At 62.6% G+C, this 16,540-nt stretch carries 17 protein-coding genes; 13 read left to right on the forward strand and 4 right to left on the reverse strand.

Annotation, left to right across the window (positions count from 1 at the left end; all coding sequences use genetic code 11):
• The 12 genes from AC4P1R_RS21095 (at position 1) to AC4P1R_RS21150 (ending at position 12,031) form a co-directional block, all read left to right on the forward strand.
• Entirely contained in the window at positions 1–642 is a 642-nt protein-coding gene (locus AC4P1R_RS21095) for an alpha/beta hydrolase family protein (protein WP_492178668.1), read from the forward strand.
• An 11-nt stretch (positions 643–653) separates the two neighbouring features.
• Positions 654–1,427, forward strand: coding sequence for an exodeoxyribonuclease III (xth, locus tag AC4P1R_RS21100; RefSeq protein WP_069461091.1), 774 nt, complete (start codon positions 654–656; stop codon positions 1,425–1,427).
• Between the two features lie 74 nt (positions 1,428–1,501).
• A complete protein-coding gene (locus AC4P1R_RS21105) occupies positions 1,502–2,434 on the forward strand; it encodes an NAD(P)-dependent oxidoreductase (protein WP_492178669.1) in 933 nt (310 codons plus the stop codon).
• A gap of 226 nt (positions 2,435–2,660) precedes the next feature.
• Positions 2,661–3,470: a TIM barrel protein gene (locus tag AC4P1R_RS21110; RefSeq protein WP_492178671.1), complete on the forward strand. Its 810-nt coding sequence runs from the start codon at positions 2,661–2,663 to the stop codon at positions 3,468–3,470.
• Between the two features lie 243 nt (positions 3,471–3,713).
• A complete protein-coding gene (locus AC4P1R_RS21115) occupies positions 3,714–4,643 on the forward strand; it encodes a sugar ABC transporter substrate-binding protein (protein WP_492178672.1) in 930 nt (309 codons plus the stop codon).
• A 139-nt stretch (positions 4,644–4,782) separates the two neighbouring features.
• Positions 4,783–6,324, forward strand: coding sequence for a sugar ABC transporter ATP-binding protein (locus tag AC4P1R_RS21120; protein WP_151612115.1), 1,542 nt, complete (start codon positions 4,783–4,785; stop codon positions 6,322–6,324).
• A 31-nt stretch (positions 6,325–6,355) separates the two neighbouring features.
• Positions 6,356–7,381, forward strand: coding sequence for an ABC transporter permease (locus AC4P1R_RS21125; RefSeq protein ID WP_151612116.1), 1,026 nt, complete (start codon positions 6,356–6,358; stop codon positions 7,379–7,381).
• A gap of 395 nt (positions 7,382–7,776) precedes the next feature.
• Positions 7,777–8,721 carry a Bug family tripartite tricarboxylate transporter substrate binding protein gene (locus AC4P1R_RS21130; RefSeq protein WP_151612118.1) on the forward strand — a complete coding sequence of 315 codons (945 nt, stop codon included), beginning with the start codon at positions 7,777–7,779 and terminating at the stop codon, positions 8,719–8,721.
• Positions 8,718–9,209, forward strand: coding sequence for a tripartite tricarboxylate transporter TctB family protein (locus AC4P1R_RS21135; RefSeq protein WP_151612120.1), 492 nt, complete (start codon positions 8,718–8,720; stop codon positions 9,207–9,209). Before AC4P1R_RS21130 ends, AC4P1R_RS21135 begins: the two co-directional genes overlap by 4 nt.
• A gap of 15 nt (positions 9,210–9,224) precedes the next feature.
• Positions 9,225–10,742 carry a tripartite tricarboxylate transporter permease gene (locus tag AC4P1R_RS21140; protein WP_151612122.1) on the forward strand — a complete coding sequence of 506 codons (1,518 nt, stop codon included), beginning with the start codon at positions 9,225–9,227 and terminating at the stop codon, positions 10,740–10,742.
• 147 nt (positions 10,743–10,889) lie between these two features.
• On the forward strand, positions 10,890–11,051 hold the full coding sequence (locus AC4P1R_RS21145) for a hypothetical protein (protein WP_151612124.1): 162 nt from the start codon (positions 10,890–10,892) through the stop codon (positions 11,049–11,051).
• A 206-nt stretch (positions 11,052–11,257) separates the two neighbouring features.
• Entirely contained in the window at positions 11,258–12,031 is a 774-nt protein-coding gene (locus tag AC4P1R_RS21150; RefSeq protein WP_069461083.1) for a TIGR01458 family HAD-type hydrolase, read from the forward strand.
• A gap of 164 nt (positions 12,032–12,195) precedes the next feature.
• Here AC4P1R_RS21150 and AC4P1R_RS21155 read toward each other — a convergent pair whose 3' ends face one another.
• Positions 12,196–13,230, reverse strand: a complete 1,035-nt coding sequence (locus tag AC4P1R_RS21155) for a glutamine synthetase beta-grasp domain-containing protein (protein WP_151612128.1) — start codon at positions 13,228–13,230, stop codon at positions 12,196–12,198.
• Between the two features lie 495 nt (positions 13,231–13,725).
• Between AC4P1R_RS21155 and AC4P1R_RS21160 the strand changes: the two genes are divergently transcribed.
• Positions 13,726–13,914 carry a DUF2735 domain-containing protein gene (locus AC4P1R_RS21160; RefSeq protein WP_069461081.1) on the forward strand — a complete coding sequence of 63 codons (189 nt, stop codon included), beginning with the start codon at positions 13,726–13,728 and terminating at the stop codon, positions 13,912–13,914.
• Between the two features lie 39 nt (positions 13,915–13,953).
• Here AC4P1R_RS21160 and AC4P1R_RS21165 read toward each other — a convergent pair whose 3' ends face one another.
• The 3 genes from AC4P1R_RS21165 to AC4P1R_RS21175 all read right to left on the reverse strand — a co-directional run bounded on the left by AC4P1R_RS21165 (position 13,954) and on the right by AC4P1R_RS21175 (position 16,407).
• Positions 13,954–14,628 carry an HAD family hydrolase gene (locus tag AC4P1R_RS21165; RefSeq protein WP_069461080.1) on the reverse strand — a complete coding sequence of 225 codons (675 nt, stop codon included), beginning with the start codon at positions 14,626–14,628 and terminating at the stop codon, positions 13,954–13,956.
• Between the two features lie 79 nt (positions 14,629–14,707).
• Complete coding sequence (locus AC4P1R_RS21170; protein ID WP_151612129.1) at positions 14,708–15,703, reverse strand: ScyD/ScyE family protein; 996 nt, start codon at positions 15,701–15,703, stop codon at positions 14,708–14,710.
• Complete coding sequence (locus tag AC4P1R_RS21175; protein WP_192803833.1) at positions 15,682–16,407, reverse strand: formylglycine-generating enzyme family protein; 726 nt, start codon at positions 16,405–16,407, stop codon at positions 15,682–15,684. Before AC4P1R_RS21175 ends, AC4P1R_RS21170 begins: the two co-directional genes overlap by 22 nt.
• Positions 16,408–16,540 lie beyond the last annotated feature (133 nt).

Raw genomic sequence — 16,540 nt, forward strand, 5'->3', positions numbered from 1 at the left:
ATGGGCTTGAATTTCCTGTTCGACGGTCCCGAGGATGCGCCCGCCACCATCCTTCTCGCCCATGGCGCCGGCGCGCCGATGGATTCGGCTTCCATGACGGCCACCGCCCTGGCGCTTGCCGGCGCGGGCTTCCGCGTCGCCCGCTTCGAATTCGGATACATGGCGGCGCGCCGGACGACCGACGGACGCAAGCCCCCGCCGCGCGCCGAGACATTGAAGCCGGAATATGAGGCCGCCGTGGCCGCGCTCACCGCCACGGGCCCTCTCGTCATCGGCGGCAAATCGATGGGCGGGCGCGTCGCCAGCATGGTCGCCGACGACCTCTACGCCGAGGGAAATATCGTCGGTCTGCTCTGCCTCGGCTATCCTTTCCATCCGCCGGGAAAGCCGGAGCAGCTCCGGACACGGCACCTCGTCAACCTTGAGACGCCGACGCTGATCTGTCAGGGAACCCGTGACGAGTTCGGCACAAGGCAAGAAGTAGAGGGCTACACACTCTCCGACCGGATCGATATCCTCTGGCTGGAGGACGGCGACCACGACCTCAAACCGCGCAAGCGCATATCCGGCTTCTCGACCGCCGATCACCTGAAGAACGTCGCCGAAGCGGTCGCCGGCTGGGTCGGCACGCTCGTCCGCTGAGCCGGCCCGTTATGAAGCTCGCCACCTTCAACATCAATGGTGTGAACAAGCGGCTCGAAAATCTCCTCGCCTGGCTGGCGGAAGCCGAGCCGGACGTTGTTTGCCTGCAGGAACTGAAGGCGACGGACGAACAATTCCCGAGATCAGTGATCGAAAGCGCCGGCTACGGCGCCGTCTGGCGCGGCCAGTCGGCCTGGAACGGTGTCGCGATCCTCGCCCGGGACGCCGAACCGATTCTGACGCGTGCCGAATTGCCCGGTGACCCGTCCGACAGCCAGAGCCGCTATATCGAGGCGGCCGTCAACGGAATCCTGGTCGCCTCGCTCTACGCTCCGAACGGCAATCCGCAGCCGGGACCAAAATTCGACTACAAACTATCCTGGCATGCGCGTTTCGCCCGTCATGCGGCAACGCTCTTCGAAGCCGGCCTGCCGGTCGTGCTCGCCGGCGACTACAATATCGTTCCAGAGCCGCGCGACATCTACCCGACTCGCTCCTACGACGACAATGCCCTCGTGCAACCAGAAAGCCGTGCAGCCTTCCGGGCATTGCTAGACCAGGGCTGGCTCGATGCGCTGCGGAAACTTAATCCGCAGGACGAGCTCTTCACCTTCTGGGACTATCGCCGCAACCGCTGGCAGCGCAACGCAGGCCTTCGCCTCGACCATATCCTCCTGAGCCGCAAGCTCACGCGCCGGCTTACCGCCGCCGGCATCGACCGGGCTGTCCGCGGCCGCGAGAACGCCAGCGACCACGCGCCGGTCTCGATCACGCTGCGGAGTTAGGCCTACCGCATGCCGCAGAAATCGACCTCGATTTGGACCGGCCACTATTTGGGTCTGGCGATCCCGCGCCAATCGTGCACCATAGGAAGAGAGCGACAGGGAGGCACACGATGACGAAAGCGACTGTGGGTTTCATCGGGCTCGGGCTCATGGGCCAGGGCATGGCAGCCAACATCCTGAAGAAGGGTTGGTCGCTCTCGGTCATGGCGCACCGCAACCGGGCGCCGGTCGAAGCACTTGTCGCGGATGGCGCGAGCGAGGTTAAGACGCCGCGCGAGATGGCGCAGGGCTGCGACATCATCGTGCTTTGCGTCACCGGTTCGCCGGAAGTGCTTGCGGTCATCGAAGGTGCGGATGGCATTGCGGCCGCTGCGCGGGCGGTCACCATTGTTGATTGCTCGACCTCCGATCCGTCCGTCACCATGAAGCTTGCCGCGGATCTCTCCCGCAAGAACATCACGCTCATCGATGCGCCGCTCAGCCGAACACCGGCGGACGCGGCCGCCGGCACGCTCGACGTCATGGTCGGCGGTGCGGAGGAGGACCTGCGCCGCGTTCGGCCGGTGCTCGAATGTTTTGCCGGCCGCATTGTCCATACGGGCCCGACCGGCACCGGCCATACGATGAAGCTCCTCAACAACTTCCTGTCGATGGGCTATGCCGCGCTCTATTCGGAGGCGCTGATGCTCGGCCGCAAGGCGGGGCTGACGCCGCAAATCTTCGACAGCGTCATTCGCGGCGGGCGCATGGACTGCCCCTTCTACCAGACTTTTTTCCGCTGGGTGCTCGAGCGCGATCCGAACGCGCATAAATTCGCGATCCGCAACGGCTTCAAGGACATGAGCTATCTCTCGGGCTTCGCCAATGCCTGCGGCGCAGCGAACCCGATCGGTGCTGCCGTGCGCAACTCATTTGCCCAGGCGGTCGGCGCCGGACGAGGCGAAGACTATGTGCCGATGCTGTCGGACTTCGTCGCCGAGGCGAACGGCTTGCCCAAGCAGGGGTGAAGCGCCTCGATCGGCGCTGCGCTTGCCGCTCGCCATCGCGGTCGCCCGTGCAATGAGAGAATACCATCATCGCGGAAACATTATCTCGCAGAAATGCGAGGCCGCCGACCGCGTGCGGCTTTGACTGCCCGCGCTCGAATGGCAATTGTGCCATTTCTCAAAATGGAACGAATGTTCCGATCAATCCCGGCAGCCAATCGAAACATTCCTGGAGGAAACAATCATCATGACCGCCCTTGCCTTCGCGCTCAACCATATGACGGCGCCGAAACTGCCGCTCGGCGCCTTTTTCGAACTGGCGAAAACGCTCGGAGTTTCGGCCGTGGAGATTCGCAACGACCTTGCCGGCAACGCTATTCTCGACGGAACGAAGCCGGGGGCGGTAAAGGCGCTCGCCGAGAAGCACGGCGTGAAGATCATCTCGATCAACGCCCTGCAGCGCTTCAACGAGTGGAACGCGGCGCGTGAAGCCGAGGCGCGCGAGCTCATCGCCTATGCCCACGATTGCGGCGCCGAGGCGCTGGTGCTGGTCCCGGTCAATGATGGCAGCGGCCGGGCGGAGGGCGAGCGCCAGGCAAATCTCAGGACGGCGCTCAAAGCCCTCAAGCCGCTTCTCGATCAGGCCGGAATCATTGGTCTCGTCGAGCCGCTCGGCTTCGAAATCTGCTCACTGCGCTCGAAAACAGAAGCGGCCGAAGCAATTCGCGAGATCGGCGGATCGACCTTCCGCCTCGTGCACGACACTTTCCATCACCACCTTGCCGGCGAAGACGCCGTCTTCCCGGAATTGACGGGTCTGGTGCACATCTCCGGCGTAGCGGACGGTGCCGTTGCCGTCGCCGATATGCGCGATCCGCACCGGGAGCTGGTCGACGCGGCGGACCGGCTGGACAATGCGGGCCAGATCCGGCGGCTCCGCGCAGAGGGTTATGCAGGGCCCTTTTCCTTCGAACCCTTCGCTCCCTCGGTGCATGACCTCGGCGACCCGGCGAAGGCCATACGCGAGAGCATGACTTATCTGCAGTCGCAGGCCTGATTGCCACGCGCGAGGTCGAGAGCGGAAATCGATCCGGGCGTTGCAAGACGGACTTGACGACGCTCGGATAAAATGGAATACATATTCCGTAATGGTAGACAACTAGTTTGTTTATTCCGTTTTCGCCGGGAATGAAGTGAAGTGGAACACTGCTTCCGGGTGGGATGAGTTTGATCTGAATGGATCGAATTTCCGGCCAACGAGAGAAAGGTGTCGCCGGCACCGAATGTGGAGGAGAAGAGCATGAAGAAGTTTATCCTGGGCACCGCAATGGCCGTCATGATGTCGACGGCCGCGCATGCGGAAACCATCGGCGTTTCGATGGCCCTCTTCGATGACAACTTCCTGACGGTTCTGCGGAACGGCATGCAGGACTATGCCAAGACGATCGACGGCGTCGAATTGCAGGTCGAAGACGCTCAAAACGACGTCGCCAAGCAGCAGAGCCAGATCCAGAACTTCATCGCTGCCGGCGTCGACGCCATCATCGTCAATCCGGTCGACACCGACGCCACCGCCGCCATGTCGAAGATCGCCGAAGACGCCGGCATTCCGCTGGTCTATGTCAACCGCGAGCCGGTGAACATCGACACGCTGCCGGAAAAGCAGGCCTTCGTCGCTTCCGACGAACGGGAATCCGGTACGCTTCAGACGCAAGAAGTCTGCAAGCTGCTCGGCGGCAAGGGCAAGGCCGTGGTGATGATGGGCGAACTGTCCAACCAGGCGGCCCGCATGCGCACCAAGGATATCCATGATGTCATCGAGACCGATTCCTGCAAGGGCATTGAGATCGTCGAGGAGCAGACCGCGAACTGGTCCCGTACCCAGGGCTCCGACCTCATGACCAACTGGCTTTCGGCCGGTATCGAATTTGACGCCGTTATTGCCAACAACGACGAAATGGCCATCGGCGCCATCCAGGCCCTGAAGGCCTCCGGCCGCTCGATGGACTCGGTCGTCATTGCCGGCATCGATGCCACGCAGGATGCGCTCGCCGCCCTGGCTGCCGGCGACCTCGACGTGACCGTGTTCCAGAACGCCGCCGGTCAGGGCAAGGGTTCGGTCGATGCCGCCCTCAAGCTCGCCAAGGGCGAGTCAATCGACAAGAAGGTCTACATTCCCTTCGAACTCGTGAACAAGGACAACCTCGCCGACTACCAGGCAAAGAACTGATCGTTCTTCCGGGAGCGCGGCCGCGCCGCGCTCCCCCTAGAAACAAGTCCCGGCCGAGGCTCTGAAAGAGCCCATTAGAAGGCACTTCCGCCCGCCCCGAGGACGGTCCGGTCGAAACCGGAAAATGGGAGGCAATGAGATGACGCTCAGTCCCACGACGATGGCAGCCGTGCGCGCCAGCGGTGCCATACCCAATGCCGACTATTTGCTGGCTGCGGAAGGCGTCCGCAAGGAATTCCCCGGCGTTGTCGCGCTCGACGACGTGGAGTTCAAGCTGAAGCGCGGCACCGTGCACGCGCTGATGGGCGAGAATGGCGCCGGCAAATCGACGCTGATGAAAATTCTCGCCGGCATCTACCACCCGGACAAGGGGTCCGTGAAGCTCAGGGGCGTCGACATCCAATTGAAGTCGCCCCTCGACGCCCTTGAGAACGGCATCGCCATGATCCATCAGGAACTGAACCTGATGCCCTTCATGACGGTCGCCGAGAACATCTGGATCCGCCGCGAACCCAAGAACCGCTTCGGTTTCGTCGACCACCGCGAGATGCGCCGGATGACGGCGAAGCTCTTCGAGCGCCTCAAGATTCATCTAGACCCCGACATCGAAGTTCGCCACCTTTCCGTCGCCAACCGGCAGATGGTGGAAATCGCCAAGGCGGTCTCCTATGAATCCGACGTCCTGATCATGGACGAGCCGACCTCGGCGTTGACCGAGCGCGAAGTCGCGCATCTCTTCGAGATCATCCGCGACCTTCGCTCGCAGGGCATCGGCATCGTCTACATCACCCACAAGATGAACGAGCTGTTCGAGATCGCCGACGAGTTCTCGGTTTTCCGAGACGGCAAATTTATCGGCACCCACGCATCGAGCGAGGTGACCCGCGACGACATCATCCGCATGATGGTCGGCCGCGAGATCACCCAGATGTTCCCGAAGGAGGACGTGCCGATCGGCGATGTCGTGCTGTCGGTCAAGAACCTCACCCTCGACGGCGTCTTCCATGACGTCTCCTTCGACGTGCGGGCCGGTGAAATCCTCGGGCTTGCCGGCCTCGTCGGCTCGGGCCGCTCGAACGTCGCCGAAACGCTGTTCGGCGTAACCCCGGCAAGCTCCGGCACGATCTCCATCGACGGCAAGGAAATTGTCATTGGCACCCCCAACACGGCGATCCGCAACCGCATGGCCTTCCTGACCGAGGACCGCAAGGACACGGGTTGCCTTCTCATCCTCGACATTCTCGAGAATATGCAGATCGCCGTGCTGCAGGACAGGTTCGTCAAGGGTGGCTTCGTCAGCGAAAAGGAGGTTACGGCCGCCTGCGATGACATGAGCCGCAAGCTGCGCGTCAAGACGCCCAACCTGCACGAGCGCATCGAAAACCTTTCGGGCGGCAATCAGCAGAAGGTGCTGATCGGCCGCTGGCTGCTCACCAATCCGCGCATTCTCATCCTCGATGAGCCGACGCGCGGTATCGACGTCGGGGCTAAGGCCGAAATCCACCGGCTCGTCACCGAACTCGCCCGCAACGGCGTCGCCGTCATCATGATCTCGTCGGAAATGCCGGAGGTGCTCGGTATGAGCGACCGGATCATGGTGATGCATGAAGGCCGGGTCACGGGCTTTCTCGACAGGGCGGAAGCCACCCAAATCAAGGTCATGGAACTTGCCGCGCGTTAAGCGCGCTGCCGACCGCAGGGAGGAACGAAAGATGGACACCAATATTGCCGCACAGGGGACAACTTCGCCGCTCGCCGGAACGCGACGGCGCATGCCCCCCGAGTTCAATATCTTCCTGGTGCTGATCGGGATCGCGTTTGTCTATGAAATTCTCGGCTGGATATTCGTCGGCCAGAGCTTCCTGATGAATTCGCAGCGCCTGACGATCATGATCCTGCAGGTGTCGGTGATCGGCATCATTGCCGTCGGCGTCACGCAGGTTATCATCACCGGCGGCATCGATCTGTCTTCCGGCTCTGTCGTGGGCATGACGGCGATGTTTTCGGCGAGCGTTGCGCAGGCATCCACCTGGCCGCGAGCCCTCTATCCGTCGCTCACCGACCTGCCGGCGATCGTGCCGATCGGCCTCGGCGTCGGGATCGGTCTGGTGGCCGGCTTCATCAATGGAAGCCTGATCGCGAGGACCAAGATTCCGCCGTTCATCGCCACGCTCGGGATGATGGTGTCGGCGCGCGGTATCTCCAAGTGGTACACCAAGGGCCAGCCGGTTTCCGGCCTCACCGAGCAGTTCAACTTCATCGGTACGGGCATCTGGCCGGTCGTGGTCTTCCTCGTCGTCGCCTTCATCTTCCACATAGCGCTGCGCTATACCCGCTACGGCAAGTTCACCTATGCGATCGGCGCCAACGTCCAGGCGGCGCGCGTCTCGGGCATCAATGTCGAGGCACACCTGGTCAAGGTCTATGCGATTGCCGGCATGCTGGCGGGCCTCGCAGGCGTCGTCACGGCCGCCCGCGCCCAAACCGCACAGGCCGGCATGGGCGTCATGTACGAACTCGACGCGATCGCCGCGACCGTCATTGGCGGTACCTCGCTGACCGGCGGCGTCGGCCGCGTCACCGGCACGGTCATCGGCACCGTCATCCTCGGCGTGATGACTTCCGGCTTCACTTTCCTCAGGGTCGACGCCTACTACCAGGAGATCGTCAAGGGGATGATCATCGTCGCTGCAGTCGTTGCCGACGTCTATCGCCAGAAAGGCCGCAAGAAGGCGTAAGCGCTTTTCTGCTCTCCCAGCGCAGTGCCTGGCCGGGATGAAGAAATTCATCCCGGCATTTTTATTGCGCTGCCTTCAGAGTGATGGGCGATTTATCTCCTCCCAACGTTATCAGTGGAACGGCTTTCCGCTTCGAAACGCAGCGGCCGCAGCTGTTGTGATATTTCGCCAGTCGAAACAAACCATTTACGCGATGCCGAGTTGATGTCAGGTTATTGTCGGCCTCTTAAACGGGCTGAATCGCTGGCGATCCGTGGAGGCGGATTGCCAGCGGAATATCGGGAGGAAGGCGCCATTCCGCTCAGAGGCTGCCGGTGATATCGGCCATCCGTTCCTCCCGTTCGCAATGACGATCAACGCGTGGGACGAACCGCGCACATGGAGGAGGACCGACCTTGAAGCACTTTTTCCTGGCATCCATTCTCGCCGGCGCCCTCGCGCTGCCGGTCTACGCAGCCGACTACACGATCATTGCGCCGGCAAATCCCGGCGGCGGCTGGGACCAAACGGCCCGTTCGCTGCAGACCGTGATGCAGCAAGAAGGCGTATCCGGCAATGTGCAGGTACAGAACGTGCCGGGCGCTGGCGGCACCATCGGCCTCGCCCAGTTTGCGAGCCAGCAGAAGGGCGACCCGAATGCGCTGCTCGTTGGCGGATACGTCATGGTGGGCGCAATTCTGACCAACAATTCGCCGGTGACCCTCAAGGACGTAACGCCGATCGCGCGCCTGACCGGCGAATACGAGGCGATCGTCGTTCCGGCCTCGTCCGAAATCCAGACGATGGCTGATCTCGTCGAGGCGCTCAAGAAAGATCCGGGCGCGGTCTCCTGGGCCGGCGGTTCGGCCGGTGGCACCGATCACATCGCGGTGGGGCTGATCGCCAAGGCTGCCGGTGTCGATCCGACGAAGATCAATTATATCGCCTATTCCGGAGGCGGCGAAGCGCTGGCAGCGATCCTCGGGAGCCAGGTGACCGCCGGCATCTCCGGCTATGGTGAATTCGAATCGCAGATCAAGGCCGGTGCCCTGCGGCTGCTTGCCGTCTCCAGCCCCGAGCGCATCGAAGGCGTCGATGCTCCGACGCTGAAGGAATCCGGTCTCGACGTGGTTGTCGAGAACTGGCGTATGATCGCCGCCGCCCCCGGTCTCACAGAGGAGCAGGAAGCCGCCATTACGGCCGATATCGAGAAGGTCGCCAAATCCGCCGCCTGGCAGGAGGTCCTGAAGACCAAAGGCTGGCAGGACACCTATCTCGCCGGTGACGCCTTCAAGGAACAGCTCGCCAAGGACACTGCCGCCACGGAAGCCGTGCTGAAGGATATCGGACTGGTAAAATGAGTCAGGGAGATCACCCTTCGTCCCAGACGCGCCGCCCTGATTGGGCGGCGCTCACCATCGCCGTCGTGCTGGCGGTCATTGCGGGCATCATCTTTTGGGACGTGTCCCGCCTGACAGGTCTCGCCGGCTATTCCCAAATCGGCCCGACCACGGTGCCCTATGCGATCGCCCTCTGTCTCCTCGTACTGGCGGTTTGGACCGCGATCGAAGCGCTGAGGGGCGATTTCCCCGAACGCGACCACCAGGACCTCGGCCCGGTCGCCTGGATCGTCGGCGGGCTTGCGGCGCAAATGTTGCTCCTGAACACGCTCGGGTTTTCAATCGCCACGGGAATGCTTTTCGCGCTTGCGGCGCGCGGCTTCGGCAAGCGCAAGCTGTGGCTGTCGGTGCCGATCGGCATTGCCTTCAGCTTCGTCGTCTGGGTGATCTTCGCCAAGCTTCTGAAACTGTCGCTGCCGGCAGGGCCGCTTGAACGCCTGTTCTTCTAAAGAAGGCCGACGCCCATGGGTACTTTTGATTTCCTGTTGCAGGGTCTGCTGGTCGCTGCCCAGCCGATGAACCTGCTCTACGCGCTGATCGGCGTTACGCTCGGCACCGCCGTCGGCGTGCTGCCGGGCATCGGCCCGGCACTCACGGTCGCGCTGCTGTTGCCGGTCACCTATCAGCTTGATCCCGCCGGCTCGCTGATCATGTTTGCCGGGATCTATTATGGCGGCATGTACGGTGGATCGACCACCTCGATCCTGCTCAACACGCCAGGCGAGAGCGCTTCGATCGTGACGGCGCTCGAGGGCAACAAGATGGCCCGCGCCGGACGCGGCGGACCTGCCCTTGCGACGGCCGCAATCGGGTCCTTCGTGGCGGGCCTGATCGCCACGCTGGGGCTCGCCTTCATTGCCCCCTATATCGTCAAACTGGCGCTCGTCTTCGGCCCCCGCGAATATTTCGCGCTGATGGTCCTCGCCTTCGTCACGGTGTCCTCGGCCTTTGGAGATTCGGCATTGCGCGGGCTCACCTCGCTTTTCGTCGGCCTCACCCTCGCCATCATAGGCATCGACCAGTTGACCGGACAGGCGCGTCTTTCCTTCGGCGTGCCGGACCTGCTCGACGGCATCGAAGTGACGACGCTCGCCGTTGCCATGTTCGCGATCGGCGAAAGCCTCTTCATCGCCGCCCAGGGCGACCGCGGCCCCGATAAGGTCGAGGCGGTCCGCGGATCGGTCTGGATGAATGCCTCGGACTGGGCGCGTTCCTGGAAGCCGTGGCTACGCGGCACCTGCATAGGTTTTCCCATCGGCGCGATGCCGGCGGGCGGCGCCGAAATCGGCACGTTCCTTTCCTATGCGGCCGAAAAGCGCCTGACCAGGCACCCGGAGGAATTCGGCAATGGCGCGATCGAGGGCGTCGCCGGGCCCGAAGCGGCAAACAACGCTTCGGCCGCCGGCACGCTGGTGCCGCTCCTGACGCTCGGGCTCCCGACCACGGCGACCGCCGCGATCATGCTGGCCGGCTTTCAGCAATTCGGTCTTCAGCCGGGGCCGCTGCTCTTTGCCACCAATCCGCAACTGGTTTGGGGCCTCATTGCCAGCCTGCTCATCGCCAACTTCATGCTGCTGGTCCTCAACCTGCCGCTGATCGGCCTTTGGGTACGGCTCTTGACGATCCCCAAGCCGTGGCTCTACGCCGGTATCCTCTTGTTCGCGACGCTCGGCACCATCGGCGCCAACCCCTCGGTCTTCGAACTCGGCATGCTGCTCGCCTTCGGCCTGCTCGGCTACCTCATGCGCATCTTCGGCTATCCGATCGCACCTGTGGTCGTCGGTTTGATCCTCGGGCCGCTCGCCGAGCAGCAATTGCGCCGTGCGCTGTCGATCAGCCAGGGGGATGTCACCGTGCTCTTTACCTCGCCGATCGCGGCGGTGCTGCTGGGGATTGCTGCGCTCGCCTTCATCGTGCCGTTGATCATGCGGGCGCGCGGGCGCGGGGACGTACTGACGCAACTCGCCGCCAGCGAAGACTGATCCACGCTCTCAGCGATGTGCAGGCCCGGCCGGCAAACCCGGCCGGGCCTGCTTGCATTGCATGGCTGAGCTGAGGTTTTGTGCGTTGCAAAAGACGCACGGGACGCCCATCTTCAATTCTTCAAAGCAATGAAAGTGAGCAAAGAGATGAGCAAGAACCGCATGGGTTTCATTGGCCGCGCCTTCGCCGTGCTGAGCGCAGCAACCGCAGCCGCCGCCGCTGTCGAGGGCAACCGCCGCCCGCATGCACGGGATCTCCGCACGCTCGGCATCGACCCGGCAAGCTTCCCGGATACCCGCCGGGGCTGAGAACGCACGAAATCGCGCGGCGAAAAGCCGCCAATTGTATCAGACGCGCAAAGATCACTGTCCTTGAGTTGCCGCATCGTTAAGCCGACGTCCATAAACCAGCGGCGACTCGTAGCCAGGTGGCAGCCGGTTCTCCTCCCATAGATCGCTTGACATGCTCCGTCTGCGAGGCTTGACCCGCAGCACCCGAGTGCGATCATCGCCAGATGATCAATGCTGTGCTTCTGGACCTTGCCGGGGTCGTCTATGATGGCAACAGGGCCGTTTCCGGGGCGGCGGCTGCCGTTTCCCGCCTGCGCGCCTCCGGTCTCCCACTCCGTTTCGTCAGCAACACCACCCGCTCGACAAAGCATGCGGTTCTCGAACGGCTCGCAAGCCTTGGGCTTCCCGTTTCGAGCGACGAGTTGTTCACGCCCGCCGAGGCGGCGTGCAACTGGCTTCGTGATCACCGCCGATCGCCGCACCTTCTCGTTCACCCGGATCTCAAGTCCGATTTCCGCGACGTTCCGGCGGCCGACCGAAAGGCCGTAGTCGTCGGCGACGCGGGCGACGCCTTCGACTACCGGTTGCTGAACGAGGCGTTCCGGCAACTGATCGGCGGCGCCGAATTGCTGGCGCTCGCGCCGAACCGCGCCTTCAAGGACAGAGACGGAGAATTAAGCCTCGATGCGGGCCCGTTCGTCGCGGCGCTTGAATATGCAAGCCAGACAACGGCTTTCGTGCTCGGCAAACCTGCGCCCGAATTCTTCCGTTCTGCGCTCGCCACCATCCCCTGTCCGGCGGAGCATGCCGTCATGGTCGGCGACGATGCAGAGACCGATGTCGCCGGCGCGCTCGGAGCCGGTCTGGGACAGGCGCTCCTGGTGCGCACGGGCAAGTATCGGGTGGGTGACGAAACGCGTTTCGAGCCATCGCCGACCGCCGTCGTGCGCGATATTTCCGTCGCCGTCGACTGGATCCTTGCGCAACGGTGTGCCTGAAAAAGAATCATGGCGCCGGCTGCGAGGCCGACGCCATGAAACATCCTGGGAGGATTAGGACCTACAGCGCCGCGCGTCTTTTCAGACGCGCAAAGGTCGCTGTAACGCTTTGAATCTGCGCATCGAGCTTTCCGAAAATCGGGTACGATTTTCGGGCCAATGCGCTAGGCGACCTTGGATACTTCCACCGGAACGCTGGCGATCGTCTTCAGAACGCGGGAAGCGATCTGGTAGGGGTCGCCCTGGGAGTTCGGACGACGGTCTTCGAGGTAGCCGCGATAGCCGTTGTTGACGAAGCTGTGCGGAACGCGGATCGATGCGCCGCGATCGGCAACGCCGTAGCTGAACTTGTTCCACGGTGCCGTTTCATGCTTGCCGGTCAGGCGCATGTGGTTGTCCGGACCGTAGACCTCGATGTGTTCCTGCAGGTTCTCTTCGAAGGCGGCCATCAGCGCTTCGAAATAGTCCTTGCCGCCGACTTCACGCATGAAGGCGGTCGAGAAGTTGCAATGCATACCCGAGCCGTTCCAGTCCGTGTCACCGAGCGGCTTGCAGTGATATTCGACGTCGACGCCGTATTTTTCCGTCAGGCGCTGCAACAGGTAGCGCGCCATCCAGACCTCGTCGGCCGCCTTCTTGGAGCCCTTGCCGAAGACCTGGAATTCCCACTGGCCCTTGGCCACTTCGGCGTTGATGCCTTCATGGTTGATGCCGGCGGCAAGGCAGATGTCGAGATGCTCTTCGACGATCTGGCGCGCGACGTCGCCGACGTTCTTGTAGCCGACGCCCGTATAGTAGGGGCCCTGCGGTGCCGGATATCCCTGCTCCGGAAAGCCGAGCGGACGGCCGTTCTTGTAGAAGAAGTATTCCTGCTCGAAGCCGAACCAGGCGCCTTCGTCATCGATGATCGTGGCGCGGCTGTTCGACGGATGCGGCGTCTTGCCGTCCGGCATCATGACTTCGCACATGACCAGTACCCCGTTGGTGCGGACCGGGTCCGGATAAACGGCAACGGGCTTCAGGACGCAGTCGGAGCTACGGCCCTCGGCCTGCATCGTCGAGCTCCCGTCGAAGCCCCAGAGCGGAAGCTGTTCGAGCGTCGGAAACGCGTCGAATTCCTTGATCTGCGTCTTGCCGCGGAGATTTGGTACGGGCGTGTAGCCATCGAGCCAGATGTACTCGAGCTTATACTTGGTCATTAGCGAATCTCTCTAACGTGGTGCTTCGAGGGTGAGCAAATCCTGAAGCGGCCTCGACGCGCATGCGCAGCTCGACCGCCAGGGATCGATCCTCTCTAAGCATCAAGCGTGCCAATTCGCGGCCCGACTGGACATTTTCTCGCCAAATAGGCGGTTTCGAACCGGATTCACGCCGGTTTGCCGGGCCTTCCGGGCGACCATAGGTGCTGGAATCCGCCCGGCTCCCTGGCCACGGCATCCTGTCACGGCGTTGATTTTCCTGAAGGATTACACGCCAGCCGCCGAGAAACGGCCCATCGCCATGCCCACAAATGCATCAAATGGAATCGATTGCCTAAAAAAGACACTGCGAGCTTGCGCCACAATGGCAAACAACCAGGAGTGCTCTCAATTCTGGCATCAGATTGAATATTTTTTCGGCATTGCGCGCAAATCATGTGCAATTTGTTGTGCGACAGACTATCTTTCTCGACAGGACTCACGGGAGACCAGAGCATGGCCACGAGTTTATACGGCAAATCCGCGACGATCCTGCAGTTTCCGAAGAGAGTATCCCGACAGCTCGATGAGCGTCGCTTGGAGCCCAAGGGAAAGATGGATGCTATTCCGTCGGACGTATGCGTGGCAGTTGATGGCTGCTGGTATCACGAAGAGGCGCTTCAGGAAGACGCCACCAAACACTGATTGGTGGATCGCCGCCGCGAGTCTGGACATCTGCCGCGATCAACGTCTCCCGCCGAGTTCATCGATATGAAGAAGCATGTCGGCGGGATCTTCAAAAATGCGGTAGGCGCCGGCGTCCCTGAGTTCATCACGACCGTAGCCGCCACTTAACAGCCCCACACCGAGCGCCCGGCAGCGCACCGCCGCAAGCATGTCCCAAATGCTGTCGCCGACCACCACCGCCGTTTCTATCGGCGCGCCGAGTTGCTCTGCAGCGGCGAGAAAGAGGTCCGGATCAGGCTTGGCATATTTGACGAGATCCCTCGTGACCACCGGGACCGCCGCCGGATCGACGCCAAGGGCCAGGAGATTGACGGCGGCGGTCTCCAGGCGACCACTGGTCGCGATGGCCCAGGATATCTTCGCATCGGTGAGCCAGGCCAGCAGTTCGCGCGCGCCGGGCAGCGGCCGAATGCGGTCCGCCTGCCGCTTGTAAGCCTCGGCATGGCGCTGGCGCAGCCGCGCCACGCGCTCCTCGCTGAACTCCACGTTCGTTTCCCGCAGCAACTGGTTGGTGAAGAGGCCGCCGCTCATGCCGATCTTGCGATGGATTCGCCAGACGGAAAGATCGATGCCTTCATCGTCGAGCGCCTCTTTCCAGGCGAGCACGTGTTGATAAACGCTGTCGACGAGCGTGCCGTCCAGATCGAACAGGAACACCGGTTCAATGCGCATGCCGCTTCTCCTGTTTTCCGACGTTTTCGTGACGTTAAGAATATGGCGCCGTCTTTCTGTACGACCAGGCGTGTGATGCCTATTCACGAAGGAGGAAATGAAGATTGCCGGAGAGATCGGAGATCACGACCTCGCCCGCATCCCATGGGAGGACGGAGACCGGTCGTGTCAGCCCTTCAACGAGAGCGCTCCTTTCGCCCGTCTTCCTGTCGAGCATGAGCAATCGGCCGCTCCCCCTTCGGAATCCCTCTTCCTGGTCATAGTTTCCGTGTTCGAGCACCAGCATCGCCCCGGCGCGGTCGAAGGCAATCGCGACGGGAGCATTGAGATCGTCGGCCTCGAGCCTCACTTCGGGGTCTTCGCCCGAAATTGGAAACGAGACGATCCTTCCGGCACCCGGCAAAAACGGGAAGCCGCCGAAGAGCGCGACATAGAGGCGTCCGTCGCGAAGGGCAATGCCGGTCGGCACGGCATCGATCTCGTACTCGCCACCTGCCCGGAACTCCGTCGGCGATAGGCTCTCCATTGCGCTCGCCCCTCGAGCCAGTCGGCGGAAAGTCACAACTGTTTTCTTCGCGCCGTCGGGCCCGACATAGTCGACGCTGTTGCGAGCCGCATCGACCACATAGAAGCCACTCTCTGCCGTGACGAAATCGAAGGGATTCCAGAATTCATTGCTGATGACTCGCGTCTTTCCGGCCGCGTCTAGATAAATCAGACTGTGATCCAGGGGGCCCTCGTTGGAATTGACCGGTGTCCACCCCTGGGCAATCACGAACGCGCCGCGATGGCGCAGGACGCGATAGGGTCCGGTCGGGTCGCCGATCACGTCGAGCCCGTGCGGGAATACCGGACCGAAGGCGACGAAGCCGCCTCCCGAGCCCCGACGAAGCAGGCGGCCGCTCGCGAGATCCGTCACGAGCAGCGCATCGCCATCGCGCTCGAGGCCGCCAAGAGCTGCGCCCGGTAAGTGGACTGTCTCAAGCCGATGGCCGGCCGCCGCCGACGGTCCGGCAGGCGCATTCACCGGAAAGAACAGCCAGGCAGCAGCGATCAGGGCGAGGAACGCACGCATCGGAAACCGCCATTGGCTGCAAAACGGAAGTCGGGATCGTATGCGAGCCGATAGGTGGTCGTGAGGTGGTTCGGATCGCTGTTCCAGGCGCCGCCGCGAAGTACGCGATGGCGCTCGTCGCCGGCGACGGATGTCCCCTCATAGGGCCGGTAGGCATCGCCCGTCCATTCCCAGACATTGCCGACGAGGTTGAGTGCGCCCTCCTCGCTGGCGCCTGCGGCAAATGCGTCCGCCGGTGCGGTCATCAGGTAGCCGTCGCGATCGTCGCCGGTGCAACAGACATCACTGCCGGCATTCGCGCGCATCTTGTCAGGCGGTGCTTCGCCCCAGGGAAAGACTCTCCCCTTCGTGCCGCGCGCAGCCCGCTCGTATTGCTGCTCGGATGGCAGAACCAGGCCGTAGTGCTGGCAAAATGCGTCGGCGTCGCTCCAACTGACTCCGACAACCGGCCGATCGGCGATACCCAGCAGCGGATGATCGGCGTAGAAGGCACGACGATGTCCGGTCGCCGCAACGAAGCGCTCATATTGCCGATTGGTAATCTCGGTGCGGTTGATGGCGAAGGCCTGCCCCTCGATCAGCCGGCGCGGGCTCTCATTCTCCGGGCCGTCGTCACGACCGAAAACGAAAGGGCCGGCCGGAACTTCAACCAGCGGGTTACCGGCGATCGGGCCGAGGTCTCCGGCAACTGCGCCGGACGCCATGAACAAAATGACTGCCGCGTTCGCGGCGGTCAGTCGGCATCCGAACGGATCACGCCATATCCAATGTCGTCGAAAGCCGCGTCTCCACTTGCACCCCCCTCTGCCCTGCCGGGCGAGGCAAAGGGGGGCATCT

This window comes from Sinorhizobium sp. Y406, assembly GCF_058732025.1.